The 20,822-nt window shown below is 62.8% G+C and carries 13 protein-coding genes and 6 pseudogenes; 6 read left to right on the top strand and 13 right to left on the bottom strand.

What is annotated here, in order from left to right; translation table 11 throughout:
- Positions 1-47 precede the first annotated feature (47 nt).
- Together A4G99_RS17920 and A4G99_RS17915 are read right to left on the bottom strand one after the other, a co-directional pair.
- Complete coding sequence (locus A4G99_RS17920; protein WP_255359122.1) at positions 48-1,187, bottom strand: ABC transporter ATP-binding protein; 1,140 nt, start codon at positions 1,185-1,187, stop codon at positions 48-50.
- 162 nt (positions 1,188-1,349) lie between these two features.
- Positions 1,350-2,848 (bottom strand): annotated as a pseudogene (locus tag A4G99_RS17915) (alpha-N-arabinofuranosidase).
- A gap of 552 nt (positions 2,849-3,400) precedes the next feature.
- On the opposite strand from A4G99_RS17915, the gene A4G99_RS17910 reads away from it, so the two are divergent.
- The 4 genes from A4G99_RS17910 to A4G99_RS17890 all read left to right on the top strand — a co-directional run bounded on the left by A4G99_RS17910 (position 3,401) and on the right by A4G99_RS17890 (position 7,648).
- Positions 3,401-4,279: a fumarylacetoacetate hydrolase family protein gene (locus tag A4G99_RS17910; protein WP_066146821.1), complete on the top strand. Its 879-nt coding sequence runs from the start codon at positions 3,401-3,403 to the stop codon at positions 4,277-4,279.
- 626 nt (positions 4,280-4,905) lie between these two features.
- A complete protein-coding gene (locus A4G99_RS17900; RefSeq protein WP_066146815.1) occupies positions 4,906-6,000 on the top strand; it encodes a Gfo/Idh/MocA family protein in 1,095 nt (364 codons plus the stop codon).
- Positions 6,001-6,003: 3 nt separating this feature from the next.
- Positions 6,004-6,867, top strand: coding sequence for an amidohydrolase (locus A4G99_RS17895; protein ID WP_066146812.1), 864 nt, complete (start codon positions 6,004-6,006; stop codon positions 6,865-6,867).
- A 49-nt stretch (positions 6,868-6,916) separates the two neighbouring features.
- Positions 6,917-7,648, top strand: a complete 732-nt coding sequence (locus A4G99_RS17890) for a fumarylacetoacetate hydrolase family protein (RefSeq protein WP_066146808.1) — start codon at positions 6,917-6,919, stop codon at positions 7,646-7,648.
- Here A4G99_RS17890 and A4G99_RS29910 read toward each other — a convergent pair.
- Positions 7,645-8,046 carry an LLM class flavin-dependent oxidoreductase gene (locus A4G99_RS29910; protein WP_223302021.1) on the bottom strand — a complete coding sequence of 134 codons (402 nt, stop codon included), beginning with the start codon at positions 8,044-8,046 and terminating at the stop codon, positions 7,645-7,647. The two genes, A4G99_RS17890 and A4G99_RS29910, sit on opposite strands and share 4 nt — an antisense overlap.
- Positions 8,043-8,627, bottom strand: a pseudogene (locus A4G99_RS29905) (LLM class flavin-dependent oxidoreductase); the annotation flags it as partial. The pseudogene A4G99_RS29905 and the gene A4G99_RS29910, both read right to left, overlap by 4 nt.
- A gap of 277 nt (positions 8,628-8,904) precedes the next feature.
- Here A4G99_RS29905 and A4G99_RS17880 point away from each other — a divergent pair.
- On the top strand, positions 8,905-9,381 hold the full coding sequence (locus A4G99_RS17880; RefSeq protein WP_066146805.1) for a hypothetical protein: 477 nt from the start codon (positions 8,905-8,907) through the stop codon (positions 9,379-9,381).
- Between the two features lie 20 nt (positions 9,382-9,401).
- On the opposite strand, the gene A4G99_RS17875 is transcribed toward A4G99_RS17880, so the two are convergent.
- The 9 genes and pseudogenes from A4G99_RS17875 to A4G99_RS17840 all read right to left on the bottom strand — a co-directional run bounded on the left by A4G99_RS17875 (position 9,402) and on the right by A4G99_RS17840 (position 19,010).
- On the bottom strand, positions 9,402-10,931 hold the full coding sequence (locus A4G99_RS17875; protein WP_190303804.1) for an Nramp family divalent metal transporter: 1,530 nt from the start codon (positions 10,929-10,931) through the stop codon (positions 9,402-9,404).
- Between the two features lie 67 nt (positions 10,932-10,998).
- Complete coding sequence (locus tag A4G99_RS17870; protein ID WP_066147300.1) at positions 10,999-12,246, bottom strand: MFS transporter; 1,248 nt, start codon at positions 12,244-12,246, stop codon at positions 10,999-11,001.
- An 88-nt stretch (positions 12,247-12,334) separates the two neighbouring features.
- Complete coding sequence (locus A4G99_RS27470; RefSeq protein WP_223301968.1) at positions 12,335-12,709, bottom strand: UxaA family hydrolase; 375 nt, start codon at positions 12,707-12,709, stop codon at positions 12,335-12,337.
- Positions 12,710-13,086: 377 nt separating this feature from the next.
- Positions 13,087-13,428: pseudogene (locus tag A4G99_RS29445) on the bottom strand (UxaA family hydrolase); the annotation flags it as partial.
- Positions 13,425-13,616: a UxaA family hydrolase gene (locus A4G99_RS27460; RefSeq protein WP_255359121.1), complete on the bottom strand. Its 192-nt coding sequence runs from the start codon at positions 13,614-13,616 to the stop codon at positions 13,425-13,427. The gene A4G99_RS27460 and the pseudogene A4G99_RS29445, both read right to left, overlap by 4 nt.
- Before the next feature lie 109 nt (positions 13,617-13,725).
- Positions 13,726-14,904: pseudogene (locus tag A4G99_RS29900) on the bottom strand (UxaA family hydrolase).
- 119 nt (positions 14,905-15,023) lie between these two features.
- Positions 15,024-17,228, bottom strand: a pseudogene (locus tag A4G99_RS17850) (LUD domain-containing protein).
- Positions 17,229-17,738, bottom strand: coding sequence for an LUD domain-containing protein (locus tag A4G99_RS17845; RefSeq protein ID WP_066146802.1), 510 nt, complete (start codon positions 17,736-17,738; stop codon positions 17,229-17,231).
- Between the two features lie 96 nt (positions 17,739-17,834).
- Positions 17,835-19,010: a mandelate racemase family protein gene (locus A4G99_RS17840; RefSeq protein ID WP_066146798.1), complete on the bottom strand. Its 1,176-nt coding sequence runs from the start codon at positions 19,008-19,010 to the stop codon at positions 17,835-17,837.
- Positions 19,011-19,412: 402 nt separating this feature from the next.
- On the opposite strand from A4G99_RS17840, the pseudogene A4G99_RS17835 reads away from it, so the two are divergent.
- Positions 19,413-20,806, top strand: a pseudogene (locus tag A4G99_RS17835) (FAD-binding oxidoreductase).
- Positions 20,807-20,822: the final 16 nt, after the last annotated feature.

The following is a 20,822-nucleotide window of genomic DNA, read 5'->3' as shown; positions in this document are numbered from 1 at the left end:
TACGATAACCGAAGCCGTACTCGGTGCAGTTCCGGTGGTCCAGTCGTCTACGCGTCCTGTTTCGTGGTTCCCGTGGGGGTAGTGCGGACGGCGTTCCGTCCGACGAAGACGTTCTCACCGGTCGCCCTGTCGAAGACGTGCAGGTCCGACTCGTCGAAGGATACACGGAGCCTGTCGCCCTCCTCGTAGTCGACTTCGCCCAGAACGCGCATCGTGAACTCCGTCTCGCCGCTTCGCAGGTAGAGATAGTTGTCGTCCCCGACCGGTTCCCGCACTTCGAGGACGGCATCGATTCCGTTGTCGTCGTCGGTTTGGGCGAACGCCATGTGCTCGGGGCGGATACCGAGAATCAGGTCGTCGTTCGTACTTCGGTCCACGATTCGTTCGGCGAACGACCGCGAAACCGAGTACTCGATATCGTGCCCGACCAGGGTCGAATCCTGCAACCGAACGTCGAAGAAGTTCATCGACGGACTGCCGATGAATTCGGCGACGAACGTGTTCTTCGGCCGGGTGAACACGTCCCTCGGCGTGCCGACCTGTTGTAACTCCCCGTGATTCAGGATGACGACCCTGTCGCTCATGGTCATCGCTTCCTCCTGGTCGTGGGTGACGTACACCGTGGTCGTCTCCAACTCCTCCTGAATCCGCTGGAGTTCGGTGCGCATGTGCGTCCGGAGTTTCGCGTCGAGGTTCGACAGCGGTTCGTCCATCAGGAACGCCGTCCGGGTCGCGGACGATGGCGCGACCGGTCGCGACCCCTGTTGTTGGCCGCCGGAGAGTTCGCTCGGTTTCTTGTCCAACTGGTCCGCGATTCCCATCATCTCGGTGGCTTCCTGCACCCGCCGCTGAATCTCCTCGTCGGACTTGTCCGAGTTGAGTTTTAATCCGTAGGAGATATTCTGCTCGACAGTCATGTGCGGGTACAACGCGTAGTTCTGGAACACCATCGCGATGTCGCGGTCCTGCGGCGGTACGTCGTTGATCCGACGGTCGCCGATGGAGATGGTACCGTCCGTAATGGACTCCAATCCGGCTATCATCCGAAGGATGGTCGACTTGCCGGACCCCGACGGGCCGACGATAGTGATGAACTCGCCGTCCTGAATGGTGAGATCGAATCCGTCTACCGCGACGATATCGCCTCCGTACCGTTTACCCACGTCTTCGAGATGTATCCCGCTCATGAGTAGCTATATCACCGTCTATAATGTATATACTTTTCTGAAGATATCAGTCTCGGTAGTTATTTGAACGACAACGGTGAAAATTATATTCGGTGGGCGATAGAACCCGTCAGGACCGCCGCAGTCACGGTGCGGCCGACAGGATGGATCGACGGCGGGCGATCATCGGACGGAGATTCCGGCCACGTCGACGCCGCCAACTCCGCGGTCAGTACCCCATCTTCGACCGAAACGTCGAGGTCCGTCGCTTCGAATTCCGCCGCGTTATCGACCGTGACTTCCGCGTTCGGAGCATGGTCCGCGAACAGGATCGTCGCGTCGATGTGGTCCGGGTTTCGAGCGGCCCCTTCGAGCGCGATTTCGACGGTCCGGGACCCGCGACAGTCGAGGTTCGTCACGGTGACGTAAGTTCCGTCCTCGTCCGTCGATGCGGACGCATTGACCAACGGGAGGTCGGTACCGTCGTCGAGTTCCCGCGTCGGCGTATCGACCGACGTTCGAACGGCGTCGTTCCCTTTGTGAGAGGCGTAGAGGTCGAAGACGCGGTACGTCGGTCGCTTCCACGCGTCGCCGCCGTCCGTCTCGATGAGACACTGAAGGACGTTGACCGTCTGGGCGATGTTCGCCATCGTCATGACGTCGCTGTTCTCGTTGAACACGTCGAGGACGGCCGCGGCGGAAAGCGCGTCGAGGACGGTACCCGGCTGTTCGAGGCCGCTTTCCGGAACCGACTCGGGATGCCACGCCCCCCACTCGTCGATGATGACGCCGATGTCACGGGTGGTCGCCACGGCGTCGATGGCCGCGGCGATACGTTCGATGTGTCCCTCTATTTCGAGCGCTTCCACGAGGAACCGGTCGTATTGGTCCTCGTCGGCCTCCGCGACGGAGAACGACCGCCCGTAGTAGTGATGCAGCGTGAGGTGGTCGAGTGGGAACTCGACACCCCAGCTACTGCTCCCGATTTCGTCCATGAACCGTCGGTTCCACTCGTGGTTTTCGAACCCGCAGGCGATGAGTTCCAAGTCGTGGTCGAGCATCAGTTTGTCCATACTTCCGACGTAGGTCGCGTATCGACGATACTCACGGGCGTACTGCTCGGGGGTCATCTGGCCGCCGCATCCCCAATTCTCGTTGCCGAGTCCCCAGTATCGCACGCCGTACGGTTCTTCGTGCCCGTTCTCGCGGCGGCGGTCCGCGAGTTCGGTGTCACCGTCGTAATTGCAGTACTCGACCCAATCCGCGGCCTCCTGCGGGTCACCCGAACCCACGTTGGCGGCCATGTACGGTTCGGTGTCGATGTGTTCACAGAGTTCGAGGAACTCGTCGGTGCCGAACGCGTTGGACTCCTCGGGACGTTCGCCGGTGTCCTGTGACCAGAAGAGGTTCCGCCGCCGCGGCCGTTCCTCCCGCGGACCGACGCCGTCCTCCCAGTGATAGTCGTCGGCGAAACAACCGCCGGGCCATCGAAGTACCGGAATGTCGAGGTCGGAGAGGAGCGAAACGACGTCCTCGCGGAAGCCGTCCTCCTCGTCGGCCTCACCGTGCCAGATTCCGTCGTAGATGCACCGTCCGAGGTGTTCCGAGAAGTGGCCGTGTATCTCGGGGGCGATGCGGTCGATAACCGCCGCTGTGTGAACTGTGACGCGAGCGTCTGTCATACACTTCAATGATATTTATTCGCCGCGATATAAATGAATTGGTCATCGAGCAAAAATATATCTATTTCGCCAAATAAAATGGTCGAGACGTCCCCGAGTCGGCCATCCGGTCACCGATACGGGGCGGTGAATCGGGAGCGATACTGCGGAGAGCGTACGATTTTCTCGGATATCGTTGTACGCGATTGCCGCATGTATGGTCCGGGACGAACCTCAGCCGAACCGTTCGAGACCACGGAAACTCGACCTGATCGGTGGACATCCGCAAGTCACCGTCGCGTTGTATCACTGAACAGCCTCAGTTTTCGGTACTCTCACACGAATAATTCCGATAGTATCGGATCACGGGCATCCACCATCGAGATCGTATTCGGAACCGTGTTCGTGATCGAAAACACGATACCATTACAGTACTATTTTCGTAATAGCAGGGTACGTGGACGCGACGTATTCTTCCGATATTGTCGGAACATGTCGAAAGAATTCGTATTTTCATCACCTGTATATATTTTGGGAGAAAGTTATTTCAACACCATCCGCTCATCTCTCTGTATGCGCTATTACCGACTCCCCAGCGGAGAGCGTGCAGCGACAGATATCCTCGTCGCGATGGACGACGAAGGAACCGCCTACGACCTTACGTCGGCCTCGCCAGACCTCGGTTCGTTCCGGGCGCTGGCCCGCGCCGCGAATGCGAGCGACGAATCCATCGACACCATCGCCCGCAGACGCATCGACGAGGCCGACCGCATCGAGGACGCCGCCCTCGCGGATGCGCTTCAACCGGTCGTCGCCGAGGAGGTGTGGGCGGCGGGCGTCACGTACCGAATCAGCGAGGAGGCGCGCAAAGCCGAGAGCGGCAAGCCCGAAGTGTACATCGACGTCTACGACAGCGACCGACCGGAACTGTTCATGAAGGCCACACCGTCACGAACCGTCGGCCCCTCGGAAGCCATCGGGGTGCGCGGCGATTCGGGGTGGGACGTCCCGGAACCCGAACTCGGCGTCGTCCTCCACCGCGGAGAGATAGTCGGCTACACCATCGGAAACGACGTCTCCAGCCGCGACATCGAAGGGAAGAACCCGCTGTATCTCCCGCAGGCGAAGGTGTACGACCGCTGTTGTTCACTCGGTCCCTGCGTCGCAACCGAGGAAACGATCGGCGATCCACACGACCTCGAAATGTCGCTGACGATCGAACGCGACGGCGAGATCATGTACGAAGACTCGACGTCGACGGGAGAGATGGCGACCACCTGCGAGGAACTCGTCTCGTATCTCGAACGGCACAACACGCTCCCCGAAACGCTGGTTCTGCTCACCGGGACCGCACTCGTGCCGCCGGAATCGTTCACCCTCACCGAGGGTGACGAGGTTACCATCGACATCGACCACATCGGTCGACTCGTGAACGGTACCGTCAGCGTTTGAGCCGGCGGCAAACCCGTTTTCGAGCGAACCTACACCGATCGTGAACGAACGTCGACTCGTTCTCAGATTCAGAATTGATCCGTGATGAATAAACAGCGTGTTCGTCGGAACGATGGTCGATACTTCGGAGAACGTTCGAAACGTTGTGGATTCACCGGCGAACGGGACGAAAACTCCGCCGGTCGGCGTCCGAACGCAAAAATCGAAAACGGACCCTCGACGACGTTTCACCATCGAAAGGGGGAACGACGCGTGGGAATTCCCCGCAAGGACGAGTACCGTCCGTTCGCTGCTTTCGACCACCGGTGCTCTAGGGTCGTGTCCGTAGGAGGGTGAGCGACGGAATAACGCCACTCGATCAGCAGCGGGTGAAAACGTTCGTTGGATTAGCGCAGTGGAAACCGAACGAATACCCATCTCAGTCGTACGAAAACGCATACTCGACATCTGCCGGGCGTTCTGTATTCCAGAAAACTACTCCGAAACGAAATCGGACGAGAGGCGGCGGGAACCGAGGAAATCGAAGTCGAAGCGATTTCTGGGAGACGGGCCGCTTTCGTCGCCTTCGGCGTTCGTTCCGTTTAAACCACCAAATCAATCAAGTACACGGGGGGACGTGTAGTAGTATGGTCTACAGAGCTGGTATCATCGGCGCTGGTGGTATCGCGGGGATGGGAATCCTCGGAATGCACGACGAAGCGGATATCGGTCGGAAGAAGTTTCGAGCGAGCCACGCGGGAGGGTACAACGAAACCGACGGTATCGAACTCGTCGCGGTCGCGGACGTGGACGAGGAAAAACTCGACCGGTTCGGAGAAGCGTGGGACATCCCCGAACGGGGGCGCTACGTGGGCCACGACGCGATGCTCGAAAACGAGGAGTTGGACGTCGTTTCGGTTTGCACGCCCTCGTACCTCCATCGTGACCACGTCGTCGCAGCGGCGGAGTCCGACGCGGACCCGGAGGTTATCTGGTGTGAGAAACCCATCGCCGCGAGCGTGGCCGAAGCGGAAGCGATGACGGAGGTCTGTGAGGAAACCGACACCGAACTCGTCGTCAACCACTCGTTCCGGTTCACCGAGAAGGTCCAAGAGCTACGAAGCGCAATCGAGGAGGGTATCGTCGGGGAGACGAAGTCCATCGCGGCGACCTTCCGACGCGAGTTGATGCGAAACTCGACCCACGTCCTCGACCTGCTCGTCTATCTGCTCGACGCCAGAGCGGCCACTGTCAGCGGCTACATCAACGGGGAGAACGACGCCGTCGATGCGCTCGGCGGGACGCGGGAGGTAACCGACTCCGGCGGCGGCGGTCACGTGCTCCTCGACGACGGCACGTTCGCCACCGTCGATTGCACCGTCGCTCGCGAGATATCGTCGATGAGTCTCCAGTTCGTCGGCACGGAGGGGAAACTGTACATCAACAACGACGACGGCGAGTGGCGCTACTGGACCCTCGAAGACGGAACCCACGTGGAACGGCCGATTCCCGGCGTGTCAGGAGCGTGGTCGTGGGACGAGGATTATCGTCGAGCGTTCCCGAACGCTGCGAGCCACATCGTCGACGTGCTGAACGGGGACGCGGAGAACCACTCCCCCGGCACGGACGCGACGCGGTCGCTCGAAATCATCGTGGGATTCTACATCTCGGACTACACGGAAAGTCACGTGGACCTGCCGCTCGATACGCCGCTCAAGGACGTGCGGATCACGTCGTGGTGACCGATGCGACTGATCGACACGCACGTCCACGCGTGGGGAGCGGACTCCGAGCAACGGCCGTGGTACGAACCCGTTCTCCCGCCCGGATGGTCCGGGGAGTACACCCACGAGGACCTCATCGTGGACATGAACCGCGTCGGCATCGACGAGAGCGTCATCGTCACCACGCCGCTGTACGGCCGGGGACGCGGCGCGAACGATTACACCCTCGAAAGCATCGCGGCCCATCCGGACCGTCTCCACGGCGTCGGCCTCGTTGACTTCTTCGCAGACGACGTTCGTGACCGTCTCAGGGCGGTGCTGGACCACGACGGTATGCTCGGCGTCCGAATGCACGCAGCGTTGGAGTACGACGACGCCCCCACGGAACTCGACCGTACCGGCGACTGGATCCTCGACGACGCGCTCGCGCCGGTGTGGGAGGAGATGGCGACGCTCGATGGGTGTGTGTTCGTGTTCCCGAAAGCACAGCAACTCGGACTCGTCGGGCGACTCGCGGCGGCACATCCCGACGTCGCATTCGTCGTGGACCACATGGCGTGGCCGGACGGGACGACGACCCCCGATTCGGAACCGTGGAGCGACTTCCGCGACCTCGCGACGTTCGACAACGTCTACGTGAAGGTGAGTTCGTTGCCCCGTTCGTCCATCGAAGGGTGGCCGTATCGCGACCTCTGGGGGTACGTTCGAAACCTCGTCGAGTGGTTCGGCGCGGACCGCCTGATGCTCGGTTCGGACTACCCGTGGATGGACGACTGGGCGACGTACGACCAGTGTCTCGATTGGGTCGCGGAAGCCAGATTCCTCTCGCCCCGGGACCAGCGCTACCTCAGGGCGCGGACGTTCACCGAACTCTTCGACGCGTAACCCTGCCGCAACGGCAAGGGTTTTGAGCATCCGCTGGAATCGTGAGTACATGTCTCACGTCAGATTTCGCGACCCCGCCGGTGCCGTCCGAACAGGCTCGTGGACGGACGACGGCATCGTCTTCGCCGACAGCACCTACGACCCGGACGAGGTCGATATCCTCCCGCCGACCGAACCGAGCAAGATCGTTTGTGTGGGCCTGAACTACGCGGACCACGCGGCGGAATCCGGGATGGAGATACCGGAGCGACCGCTGTTGTTCCTGAAACCGCCGAACTCGGTGGCGGGCCACGGCGATACGATTTCGCTCCCCGAGGGGAAAGAACAGGTCGAATACGAGGCCGAACTCGGCGTCGTCATCGGCGAGCAGTGCCGAAACGTCGCCGCCGAGGACGCCGACTCGGTCATCGAGGGGTACACCTGCGTCGACGACATCTCGAACCGCGACGACCAGATGGTCGAACAGAACTGGATTCGCGGGAAGGCGTTCGACGGGTCGGCACCCATCGGCCCGGTCGTTGCACCGCCGGAAGACGTTCCGGGCGACGCGACGGTCGAACTTCGGCTGAACGGGGAGGTAAAACAGCACTCCTCCCGCGCCGAGTTCATCTTCTCCGTCCCGGAGATAATCGAGGAGATCACGGCGTACATGACGCTCGAACCGGGCGACGTCATCATCACGGGAACACCGGCGGGTGTCGGACCGCTCGCGGACGGAGACCGCGTCGAGGTCGAAATCGAGGGCGTCGGAACCCTCGAACACTTCGTCAGCGCGGATTAAAATCGCGGAATCACTTCGTCGCCGAACAGTTCCATTCCCGTCGTTTCCGGGAAATCGAGGAACAACAGCTGAACTTTGTCGAACCCGAGGCCGCGAATCGCGTCGATTTGGTCGGCCACTTCGGCGGGCGTTCCGATGAGGAAGCCACCCTTTTCGCGGGCGTCCTCGGCGTTCGATAGCTCGTCGTCCATGTCCGATTCCTCACCCCACGGCAACGGGAAGATGCGATCGCAGTACTCCTGCAGTTCGTCCTCGTCCGCGCGGACGAGGACGTGGGCGAGCCACGAGCGCTCCACGTCGGCCGGGTCGCGGCCTTCCTCCTGCAATACTCGTCGAACTTCCGAACCTTGAATTCGATGGGCTTCCCCCGAGCACGGGCGCTGATTTCGACGTTCCACTCGTCGGCGTACCTCGCGGCGAGCCGTAGCATCCGCGGACCGGCACCGCCGACGACGAGCGGCGGATACGGCTCCTGTACCGGTTTCGGCTCGTTGTACGCGTCCTCGATGTCGTAATGGTTCCCGTGGAAGGTCGGGGCGTCCTCGGTGAACATCGCCCGGAGAATTTGTATCGTCTCCTCCAGCATGTCGATCCGGGTGTTGACGTCCGGGAAGTCGAAGCCGTACGCGGCGTGTTCCGCCTCGTGCCACCCCGCACCGAGGCCGAGTCGAAGACGACCCTCGGAGAGGATGTCCACCGTCGTCGCCATCTTCGCCAACAGCGCAGGGTTCCGATACGTGATCGAACCGACGAGGGGGCCGAGGTCCACGTCGTCCGTTCGCTCGGCGAGCGCGCTCAGCAACGTCCACACCTCGAACTCCTCCCGTCTGGGGCCGAGCATGAAGTGATCGGGTGCCCACAGGCCGCCGAGGCCGGATTCGACGGCCGCGTCCGCCCCGGCGAGCACCGAGTCGCGGTCCAGCGCGTCGTAGAGCGGTGCGTCCCGGTGGACGCCTGCACCGGCGTAACACTGAACCATCCAGTCGAATTGCATGGATACAACGGTTCGCCCCGAGATGTTAAGTGTTCGGCCGGGACGGAACGAAGTGTGAACGGTGACGGAACGGAGTACGGGACGATAGGGGAACGAAGTATGGAACAATGTGGGACGAAGTGTGAGTATGATTGGGGCGATGGGATCGAACCGCGTCCGATTCGTCCTCGACGATGAAATCCCGACGATTCATTCGTTTATTTTGGTAGTTATGGATTCGTAACCAAAACGTTGATTTCCGATCCTCGGCATCTGTAGTAGCATGTCGCACTCGAAGACCTCGGTCCTCGATTCCGAGTTGTTCTGGGAGTCCCTCACCGTCGGTGCCTTTTCGCTCACTATCCTCGCCTATCTCCGAATCGGGTTCGTCGAGAGCTTCCTTCCGCTCGTCGTCGGCATCTACTGCCTCCGTCGATCCTTCGCCGTCAGGGTCGATGGGGGTCGTTCGTCGCCGAACGAGGGATTGACGGAACGGTACGACGTGCCGGAGGAGGGAGAGGTATCGGACGAGCGACGACGCGAGATCATCGACGAGGTGCGAACGGAGTACCGCAAGAAACGGAAATTGTGGGGGGCATTGACGGGTCTCTCCGGAGTTCTCGCCCTCGCTGCGATTCCGGTGACGGTGGCCGTGACGGCCATTGGCGGCGTCATCGCTGGATACTGCTTCCTGCGTCGTCGTCACGCGAACACTATCGTTCGCTATCTGGACGCCGTTCTCGACGAACTGCCAGAGTAGAATAGGCCGAAGGGGTCGTCTCAGAACGAGGCGAACCCGAGGTACTCCAGGATGGAGATGACGCCCGCACCGGTGAGGAACACGCCGGAGATGATCAGTCCGACCGTGAGCGCCCACCCGCTCCGCAGTTCCTCCGGAAGCGCGGTTCGCTCGGCCCACAGCATCGCCCAACACCAGAGGCCACACCCGAACACGCCGCCGATGATGGAAGCCGGGGTGACGATTGCGACGGCGGACAGTCCGGACCAGATGAGAACCAGACCGATACCACCGGCATAGATCATGGTGATGACCCGTGCCTTCGTCATGTTATCCCGCTCAAGGTTACGAGCGCGCGACGAGAACGGTTTGACCGTCTCCAGCCAGGTCCACGTGTACCCCTCCCACGTCGCGTAGAGGGTCCCGAAGATGGCGAAGAACACGCCGATCTTCCAGAGAATGGTCAAGCCCGGATTGATGGCCGAGAACCACCGCGCCTGAAACGTGTAGAGGTCGATGCCGGAGGGGATGAGTTGAGCCTTGTGGAGGCTCTGTGCGCCCAACACCATCGCCGCCGCCGTGAAGAAGGTGATCGCGGTGAACGAGATGATGACGTCGACCTGCGGGGCTCGCAACCACGATTTGGCCCGCTTGAGGTTGTCGTCAGTCAGTTCGAAGGGGACCGTCGTTCCCGGCGCGAGTTCGCGGACGAAATCGGAAATCTCCTCCGAGTCCTCCCGGCGGAGGACGCCCCAACTGCGTTTCTTGGAATAGCCCACGTAGCCGATGTAGTCGTAGATGCCGCCGCCGACCGCACCCATGTAGGTGACGACTTCGATCCAAACGGAGCGACTCGCGACGTCGGGATACTTCTCGTAGACGAACGGCGCGTACCCCGACGGCATGTGGGGGACGAGGCCGCCGAGAACGCCGCCGAGCGACGGTTGGGCGGCGATGGCGAGCGCGGCGATGGTCGCCGAGAGGAACGCCACGATGGCGATCTGTGCGCGTTCGACGTAGTCGTACCCGCCGACCAGTACGAGTCCCGCGGTCCCGACGATCAGAATCGTTCCAATCGTGGCGAACGTGGTGTCGGTCATCGGGAGGCCGAATATCCACGCGATTATCTGGCCGAGCATCTTGGACAACCCGCTGATCCACGCGGGGAAGGCGAGGATTGCGATTCCGCCCATCAGGAGCGAAAACCACCCGCGAGGACCGGGAAGTTTCGCCCACCGTGACATCACGTGTTCGCCGGTCAGGGTGTAGTATCGGACGCCCGAGTAGGTCATGATACCCTTGACGAGTCCCGCCCAGACGAGCGCCCAGATTATCGAAAGTCCGAAAATCGCACCGCCGCGGGGGGCGAACAACGTTTCACCGGAACCGAGCGTCACCGAGGCGACGATGGCACCGGGACCGAAGTAGGCGAGCAACTTCTTCCAATCCCGCGACCCCTTCTGCAGTTCCTTCGGCGGGGTCGGAAACGTGATCGACCGCTCCTTCGACCGTCCTGGTTCTTCAACCGGCCGCTCTATACCTGTCTGTTCTTGCGCTGACTTGGCAGTCATGTTGTAACCTCCGCTACCGTGCGAAACGTACCCATACAGGGTTGATAAATATTTTTGGAAGATTAATTTAATTATTAAAAAGAGATACCGATGTGTTGGCACTCCCGTCGTGCCTCCCTCGGAGATAAGCCGAAACGACGGTGGCGGCGACTGCCACCGTCGCGAGTACCGCGAAGAGCGAGGCGACGCTCGCTCGCGTGAGGACGTATCCGGCGAGCGTCGCGCCGAGTGCCCCGATTCCGAAGACGCCTGCGTAGGTGTAACCGTAGCTCAGACCTCGCGTATCGGACGAGGAGTGATCCGCGACGGTCGCCTGCATGAGCGGTTGCTCTCCGAAGAGAAAGACGCCGAGGAGGACGGAGAGGGGAACGAGACTCCACGAACCGTCCGCGGCGACGGTCGCAAACGCCGTGGAAACCGCGGCCAAACAGAGGAAGACGAGGATCAGTCCGCGGACCGGGTCCGTCCTATCGACGAGCCATCCGCCGACGTACTGGCCGACCACGCCGACGAGGAGCAACCCGCTGTACAGGTACCCGGACACGTCGCGAAGCAAGCCGGAGAACACTGCTCCCGACCCGGCCGCCGTCTCGAACACGTCCGGCAAGAACGTCAGCACGCCGCGGTAGAACAACCCTTCCAGAACGACCAGCAGGAAGATGACGTAAAACCCGCGTTCGAAAAGTCGCTTCGACGAGGACAGGAACGACGCCATCGAAAGGTCGGTTCGAAACCCGTCCTCCCGCTCCACTTCCTCTCGACCGGTCTGGTCGGTGTGAACGACGAGCGTAAGCGCACCGATCAGTACCCCGGGCACGACGAGAAACGCCGCGACGTACCGCCAGGACAGGTCCGCGAGCAACACCGAAACGGCGAGCGGCCCCATCGCGGTTCCCAGGTTCCCGGCGACGCCGTGGACCGCGAGGCCGCGCCCGCGCTCCGAGACGGTGCGGCTGAGCAACGAGAGGCCGGTCGGATGGTAGATACTCGCCGCACCGCCCCACAACAGCAGGCCGACCGTGAGGACGAGGAGGTTCGGTGCGAGTGCCAAGAGGCCGAACCCGGCCCCCATCCCGACGGCGCTGACGGCGATGAGCGTTCGCGTGTCGTACCGGTCGGCGAGGATGCCACTCGGGAGCGCTCCGACGCCGAAGAGGCCGTATCCGACGGTGACGACGACCCCTATCGTCGCCGCATCGGCGGAGAACGAGGACATCCAGAGCGGGATGAGGAGCGGAATGGTCAGTTCGTACGTGTGCACCAGTCCGTGCGCGAACGACGCGACGGCGACGGTTCGGCGGTCGTTCCCGTTCATCCCGTCCACCGTTCGGGTGCGAAGCCTTCACCGCGAGAAATCGAACGCCGACCGAACCGCGACGATGGGAGGGTCGTGAATCGCATCGTCACATCGAGGGGCCGACTCGGGTTATCGCGAACTCGGTCAGACCGTGTTCATCGACGGCGCAGGGTCGCCCATCGGCGACGGCGCGAATCGAGGCGTGCAGGTCGTCGGCCGTCGCCGTCGTCGCGTCCACGTCGATGTCGTCGGCGAGCGCACCGACCGTGGAGCGCTCCCCGGATACCTTGAGCACGGGAGCGGTCGGATGGCCCGCGGGAATCCCGTCGGCGGTGAGATGGACGATGAGTCCGGCACCGGCGGCGACCAGACCGGTCGCCGCCTCCTCGAACCGGGACGGTGCGTCCAGGAGGACGAGACCGGAATCGATGGACGACGGCGACCCGTACTCGACGACTTCCTCGACGTCGACGAACCCCACTCGCGGGTGCCGTCGTCGAAATCGAGCGACGCGGCCCGCATCCCGACGCGAGTCGCTCGCGGCGGCTGGTTTCGATGGCGGGAGAGCAACTCGTCGAGTTGAGCCGCCGCATCGGACGTCGTCCGCGCCCGTGCGGCGTCCGGATGCGCGAGTACGCGCTCGGTTCCCGCGACGACGACCCGTGCGCCCGCTTCCAGTAGTTCATCGACCGCGTCGCCGACGAGCGGTGCGGCGACCTCGCGCGTGCTCTCGCGCAAGTCGCTCGAAACGACGCCGACGGTCAAGTCCCCGAGCGAAACCGCGCGTTCCTGCGTATCGGCTTGCATCCAGAGTTCGCGGGCCAGTTCGACACCGCGTTGAACACAGGCTTCGGTGCCGCCGACGTCCTGAATCGATAGCTCGCGGACGGGAGCGCCTCGTTCGGCGAGCGAATCGGCGACGTCGTCGCTCTGCACCTCCTCACAGCCGAGACCGACGACGACGACCCCCGCCACGTTCGGGTTCGTTCCGATACCCACGAGCGTCCGCGCCGTCTGTTCATTGTCCGCACCGAGTTGCGCGCAACCGTGGTCGTGCGGCGTCGCACGAGCGTACGGGAGTTTGTCCGCGATTCGTTCGGCGACGATTTGGGAACAGATGACCGACGGGACGACGAGCACGTGGTTTCGGATTCCGACGGTGCCGTCGGGTCGTTCGTAGCCGTCGATGGAGGTCGTCATCGGTCGTCCTCCTGCTGGTCCCCCCGCCCCCGCGTGCTTTCGCAGTTGTGCGTGTGGACCCACGTTCCGGAGGGAACCTCGGCGGTAGCGCGACCGATGACGGCTCCGTACTTGTACACCTCGTCGCCGCGGTCGATGGATTCGAGCGCGAACTTGTGTCCGAACGGGATTTCGTCCGCGAGCGTCACCTCCCGCCCGTCGTCCGCGAGGGTCCGCCCGGCGTCGATATCCGCGAGCGCGTCGCGACGGTGTCCTGTCGGTCCATGACGAGGGCGACGTCCTCGATGACGTCGCCCTTCATGCTTCCTCCACCAGTTCGTTCGGCTGAATCTCGTTGATGGCGAACTCCTCCAGTTGACGGCGTTCCGCCTCGGTTCGGCGTCCGTCCGCGACGGCCCGAACGGTCTCGAACAATCGCTCGCCGACGGTGTCGATTTCCTCGCCCTGCACGATTGTCGAGGCGTTCACGTCCATGTTGTTCCGCATCCGCTCCCACGTGTTGGGATTGCCGGTGACCTTGATGACCGGCGCGATGGGGTTTCCGGTCGTCGATCCCCGACCGGTCGTGAATGCGACGATCTGTGCACCCCCGGCGACCTTCGCGACGACGCTTTCGACGTCGTATCCGGGCGTGTCCATGAGGACGAGGCCGCCGCCCACCGGCAACTGCTCGGCGTAATCGACGAGTCCCCTGACGGGCGTGGTTCCGCCCTTGGCGATGGCCCCGAGGCTCTTCTCCTCGATGGTCGTCAGTCCGCCCTCCTGATTGCCCGGGGTGGGCTGTGCGCCCCGGAGGTCCACGCCCATCAGTTCCGCCTGTCCCTCGCGCGCTTCGACCGTTCGTGGAGTCGCTGGCGGACGTCTTCGTCCGCGCATCTATCGGCGAGGATGTGCTCGGCGCCGATGAACTCCGGCGTCTCGCTGAAACTGACCGTTCCACCGGCGGCGACGATTCGGTCCGCGGCGTTCCCGACCGCCGGATTGGCCGCGATTCCGCTCGTCGCGTCGCTCCCGCCGCACTCCGCACCGAAGATCAGTTCTGACACGTCCGCCTCCTCCCGTCGCGCGTCCGCGATGCCTTCGTGGAGGGATTCCGCGAGACGCGTCGTCTTCGAGCACTCGCTTCGTTCCCCCGCAGTCACGGAGCGAAAGCGTCTCGACCGGTTTGCCGGACGCGGCGATGTCGTCCGCGAGCGATTCGGCGTCGATGTCCTCGGTTCCGAGTTCGAGAACCAGCGCCGCGCCGACGTTCGGGTTCCGACCGATACCGGCGAGGACGCGCTCGGTCTGTTCGCGCGCCGGTCTCGGTTGTGTCGTTCCCATCTGGTGGGGCGTCGCCCGCGCCCACTCACCCGCTTCGGACGCGATTCGACGGGCGACGGGGCTGGCCGTCACGGAGGTCGGGATGAGGGCGACGTAGTTGCGGACGCCGACTCGCCCGTCGTCCCGTCGGTACCCTCGAAACGATGTTGACATACGGCTACTTCGTTGTTCGGAGTCCGCAATAGCTTTTACCCCATTATTCGGTGAAAATACAGGAACAACGCCGTTCGACGGTATCGAAGTCGAAACGGCGAACCTCGTCTCCCGGGTCGCTATCGGACGGAGTCCGCGAGAATCTCGACGGGGTGTCGAACGTCGGCGGTCAGGAGGTCCGTGAGCTGTTCCGTACAGGAGGTACCGGAGGCGACGATGGTTCGGTCGGTTTCGTCCGCGAACTGGTCGCGGAGCGTCTCCCCGACGTCCATGCTCAACTCGTAGTACTCCGATTTGTAGCCGAAACTCCCGGCCATGCCACAGCACTCCACGTCCGAGGTGACGACGTCGTACCCGAGTCGTTCGAAGACGGCTTCCGTGTACACGTCGAGTCCCAACGTCCGCTGTTGGCAGTGGCTGTGATAGGCGAGTTTGGAGTCGGAACGCGCGAGAGCGTCCGCGTCGGCACCGTTCTCCAGCAGGCCGAAAACGTATTCGAGGACCTCGTAGCTGTTCTCCGAGAGCGTTTCGTAGGCGTGAGCGGGAAGCAGTTTCTCGTACTCCCGCCTGAACATCGCGAGGTCGCTGGGTTCGATGACGACGACGTCGCGGTCCCGGTCGATGTGCCGACGGAGTCCGTCGAACACGCGTCGGGACTTCGACGCGGCCGTGTCTATCATCCCCTGTGAGAGCGGCGCGCGACCGCTTCCGGGGACGTCCGGCACGACGACTTCGACGCCGAGCGATTCGAGCAGGGAAACCGCCGCCTTCCCGCGCTCCACGAGGACGTAGTTCGTGTACACGTCGGGGTAGAGGACGGCGGTTCGGTCGGCGTCGCGGACGTGACTGCCGCCTCGCGCCGCGAACCACTCGACGAGCGACTCGCCCCGGAAGGTCGGCAAGTCGCGTCGCCTGTCGATACCCGCGATTCGACCCATCGCGGCCTTGACGGGCGAGGAGTCGAGCAGTCGGTTCGAGACCGGTGCAGTCTTGCTCGCCACCTTCGCCAGCGTCTCGAAGTTGCCGAACGCGCGTTTCTGCAGGTCGAGACCCGCGGGTTCCTCGTCGGGCGTCAATCACTCGACGAGGAAGTCGAACTCCGAGGAGTCGTGGTCGTGATTGAGCCTGTCGCGGACGACGGTGTTTATCCACGGGATGTCGATCTTCACCGGGCAGGCGTTGACACAGCGCGAGCAACCGGTACAGAGGTCGTTGAACTCGGCGGCGCTGTCGATGCCGTGGACCCCGGTTTCCCACCCCGTCGCGATGCCGCCGGTGTACGTCTCGCCGCCGAAGGCGTGGCCGCCGACGTGCTGGAAGTTCGCACAGGAGTTGGCACAGGCACCGCACCGGATGCAGTACAGCGTCTCGCGGAGTTGGTCGTCCTCGCGCATCGCCATGCGACCGTTGTCGATGAGGACGAGGTGGAAATCGCGTTCACGCTGGCGTCCGAATCCCGGTTCGTCGGGGTGTTCGAAATCCAACGTGGGCGAGTCGGTCGGCGGACTGAACAGCGAGACGTATTGGGCGATGTCCTGTCCCGTGGCCGACCGGGCGATGAGTTCGACGAACGGCCCGAGTTCGGCGAGCGACGGGATGACCTTCTCGACGCCGGTGACGGCGACGTGGGTGTCGGGCGTGACGGCACACTTTCTGGCGTTTCCCTCGTTGGTAACGAGCGTGATAGTGCCCGAATCGGCCAGCACGAAGTTCGCGCCGGTCATGCCGACGTCGGCGTCGCGGATTCGCTCCCCGAGGTAGTCCCGGGCGAAGTCGGTCAACTGTTCGGCCGTCTCGAACGGTTCGTCCGGGTCGAAGTACTCGTTGAAGAGGTCGGCGACGTCGTCGGTCGTCCGGTGGAACGACGGTCCGATGAGATGGGAGGGCGCTTCATCGGCTATCTGGACGACGAACTCGCCGAGGTCGGTCTCCCAGACGTCGACGTCGTCCGCTTCCAGTGCGTCGTTGACTTCGAGTTCCTCCGTCGTCATCGACTTGCTCTTCACGACGGAATCGGCGTCGGCCTCGTCGACCACGTCTCGGATGTACGCGTTCGCGTCCGCCGCGTCGTCCGCGACGTACAGGTGACCGCCGTTCCTCTCGACGGATTCGCGGAGGGTCTCGATCAGTTCCGGAAGCCGGTCGATGGCGTCCTCCTTGATGGCGCGGGCTTCCTCTCGAACCCCCTCGTACCCGGCGAACTCCTCGACGGCGTCGTATCGACCCTCGTTGAAATGCGTCGTGTTCTCCTGAACGCTCTCACCTTCCGTCTCCAACAGATGTCGAATATTGGCCGCTTTCTCCCGTCGAAGTTCGCCGCTCATCTAGCGACCCTCCACGACGATGACGCGGACTTCGGCGGGACCGTGCACGCCCTCCACGAGCGCACCCATGTCGCCGGTGGCGCTGACGCCGGTGGCGAACACGGCGGAGCGCAGACCCTCCTCGAACTCGCCGTCGAGCCAATCGAGGGCGTCGCGTACGTCGGGGACGATGTCGCTCTCGCGGACCACGGCGACGTGGCGTGGGGGATAGAGGCTCACAGGTTCGGTTCCGTCAGGGGTCGATTGGAGCACCAGACTTCCGTGGGCCGCCACGCCGAGCGCGGCGGGCGTGATACCCGTTTTCGCATCCGCTAGTTGTCCCGTCGAGGGTGAGCGCGTCACGTCGGCGTCGTCGAGCGAGACGCCGTCGATATCCAGGTCAACGCCGACGGCGGGCCGTTCGATGACCTCGTCCAACGCGTCGGGGAAATCATCGACGGTCGTCACCGTACACGGAACGTCGAGGTTCCGGAGCGACGATTCGAACGCCGTGGTCGATTCCGTTGGCATGCACGGACCTTGTGGAGATGGCCTAATAACCATTCTCCTGGCGGCGATATACTATCACCCGTCGATGGACGAGGAAAAGGAAATCGGTGAGGCGTCTTATTCGTACACGTGCACGCTTCCGGTGGCGTTCGATTCGACGTAGTCCCAATCGTACTCCACGCCGAGTCCGGGGCCGTCCGGAACCGGAACCGTGCCGTCGTCATCGACGGCGTCGATCATGTCGGAGTACTCGCCCAGATACACCGGCGGTTGGGTGTTCTGGCAGTTCGGATGGACGAGCGCCATCTCGTAGTAGTTCGAGTTCCGCGTCGCGGCGATGCAGTGTCGCTGTGCCGGACCGGGTGCGTGAAACTCCACGTCGAGTCCGAAACTCTCGGCCATACGGGCGCGCTTCATCGCACCCGTGATGCCGCCGTCGTACTCGGGGTCGGCGCGGACGAAGTCGGTCGCCTCGTTCGCGACGAAGTCGGCCGCGGGTTCGAGGCCGCGAACGTGTTCCGTCTGGAGTATCGGGGTATCGAGCGACTGTCGGAGCTTTCGGTGTGCGTGCTGTGAGATGCCGCCGTCGCGGAAGGGGTCCTCGTACCAGAAGAACCCCTCCTCGTCGAGCGCGCGGCCGAGTTTGAGCGCGTCAGCGAACGTTTCGAGTTCGCAGGCCGGGTCGTGCATCAGGTCCATCTCGTCGCCGACGCGCTCGCCCACCGCGTGAACGGCGTCGATTTCGCGGCTGAGGTCGCGGGAGGTGTCGCCGCCGCCCCAGCCGTGAATCTTGTAGCCGGGGAAGCCGCGTTCCCGGCACTCCTCGGCGAAATCGGCGAACGCTTCGGGGGAGTCGAGACCCCCGTTCTCGTCGCCGTGGTAGGTGGAGGCGTAGGCCGGAATGCGTTCGCGGTACGTTCCGAGGAGTTCGTGAATCGGGGCGTCGTAGTACTTGCCCGCGAAGTCCCACAGCGCGATGTCGATGGGGCCAATTCCCATCCGGTCGTACTTCCGCAGCGCGCGCTTGACCTCGCTCCAATGTTTTTCTCGTTCGAGCGGGTTCTTGCCGACGAGATAGTCGGCGACGGTGTTGTACTGTGCGGCCCCCGGGGAGTTCCCGCCGATGTACTCGCCCGAGATGCCGGTGTCCGTCTGAACTTCGACGGCGAACAGTTTCCGTTCCGTCGTCGTTCCCGGTTCGTAGACGAGGTTGAAGCCGTGTTCGTCGGTGCCGACGTCCTCCAACGGGTAGGCGAACTCCGTACTCACTATCTTCGTTATTTCTGGTCCCACAGTACCTGATTCCGGGAAGGCCGTATAAAATCTTTTTCGTCACTCCAGTAACGAATGGGGACGAACTCTCGTCCCGAACTATTCTGCATCGGGACGGGGCGGCCCGGCGGCCGATTCATCGCCAACACGAGACGACGCGGCACGGAACGACATATTCGACGGCCACTGAACGGGTAGTCGGCAGTACGTACCCGATATCGTACGGACGAAATGTCGTCCCGCGAGGGAAATATACTAGTAGTTCCGAGAATATCGCATCTATAGTTCCTACGTTATGCAAATATTTGGCAGATTTCGTATAATTTCCGGGTGAGGGGTCGGTGTGAGATTCCCGTGGAGATCATCGGTCCCAGATCTACCGCTTAGTCGGGGGTTTATACCGCCTCCTCCCGTCTTTCTCCCATGGCGTACGATTGTTCGTTTCTTGCGGATCTCGCGTTAGAGGGAACCGTCTCGCAAAGCCGATCCGACCGGGGAAACCACGCCGGCGACTTCGGAACCCGCGAAGAGGACGAGACCGAACCGGACAGCGTCGTCTTTGCCGAATCCACCGCGGACGTCGCTTCGGTCGTCGAGGCGGCGAACCGCCACGGTGTTCCAGTTACGCCCTACGCTGCGGGCACGGGGCTTGAACACAACGCCACGCCGGTTCGGGGAGGCATCAGCATCGACACCACGCGGATGGACGCCGTTCGGGAGATACGTCCCGACGACCTCCAGATCGACGTCGAAGCGGGCGTCATCGGCGACGATATCAACGAAGCTCTCGAACGATACGGACTGTTCTTCCCGCCGCTCCCCTCCTCCGGAGCCATTTCCACGATCGGAGGGATGATCGCCACCGATGCGTCCGGACAACAGACGGTCAAATACGGGGAAGTAGCCGATTGGGTACTCGAATTGGAAGTGGTGTTGTCGGACGGGTCCGTCATCGAGGCCGGAAGCAAGGCGGCCAAAACCTCCAGCGGGTACAACCTGAAGGAACTACTCATCGGAAGCGAGGGGACGTTGGGGATCATCACGCGAGCAACGCTCGAACTCGCCGGGCGGCCCGAGCAGGTGAAGGGCGGTCGTGCCGTCTTCCCGACGTTGAACGACGCCACCGAGGCGATTTCCGACGCCGTGACTTCGGGAGTGGACGTGGCGAAGATCGAACTGATCGACGACCAGACGGCGATGCTGGCGAACGATTACTCGGATACCGATCTACCCGAGCGACCGATGGTGTTCGTCGAGTTCCATGCCAATCACGGCATCGAGGAGGAAATCGAGTTCTGTCGGAACGTCTTCGAAGCGCACGACCTCGAACGGATGGAAATCGCCTCGGGGGAGGAGATGGAACGACTCTGGCAAGCCCGCAAGGACATCACCTATGCGGCAAAGGAGTACGATCCGGACCTCGACATCGGACCGCCCGGCGACGTGACGGTCCCCATCAGTCGGTATCCGGAGATGATCTCCGAGGTCGTCTCAGTCGCCGAGGAGTACGATTTCCCGATTCCCTGCTTCGGTCAGCCGGGGACGGTAACCTCCACTACTTCGTGCTGGCGAACTACGACGACCCGAATGAGGCCGCCCGCGCCGGTGAGGCGTACTCCGAACTCGTCGAACGTGCGATCATGCTCGACGGGACGGCGACCGGTGAGCACGGCATCGGCGTGGGAAAGCGGAAATTCATGGAGTCGGAACACGGCGAGGCCGCAATCGGCGCGATGAGAGCGATCAAGGAGGCGCTCGACCCGAACGATATCCTGAATCCCGGAAAGATCATCCCGCCTTCGGACGAGTCCGAATAGAGCGGGCGCTTCGCTT

The organism is Haladaptatus sp. R4 (assembly GCF_001625445.1).
Classification (GTDB): Archaea; Halobacteriota; Halobacteria; order Halobacteriales; family Haladaptataceae; genus Haladaptatus.
The sequence above is the reverse complement of the archived record's forward strand: the minus strand, read 5'-3'. Positions and strand labels throughout refer to the sequence as shown.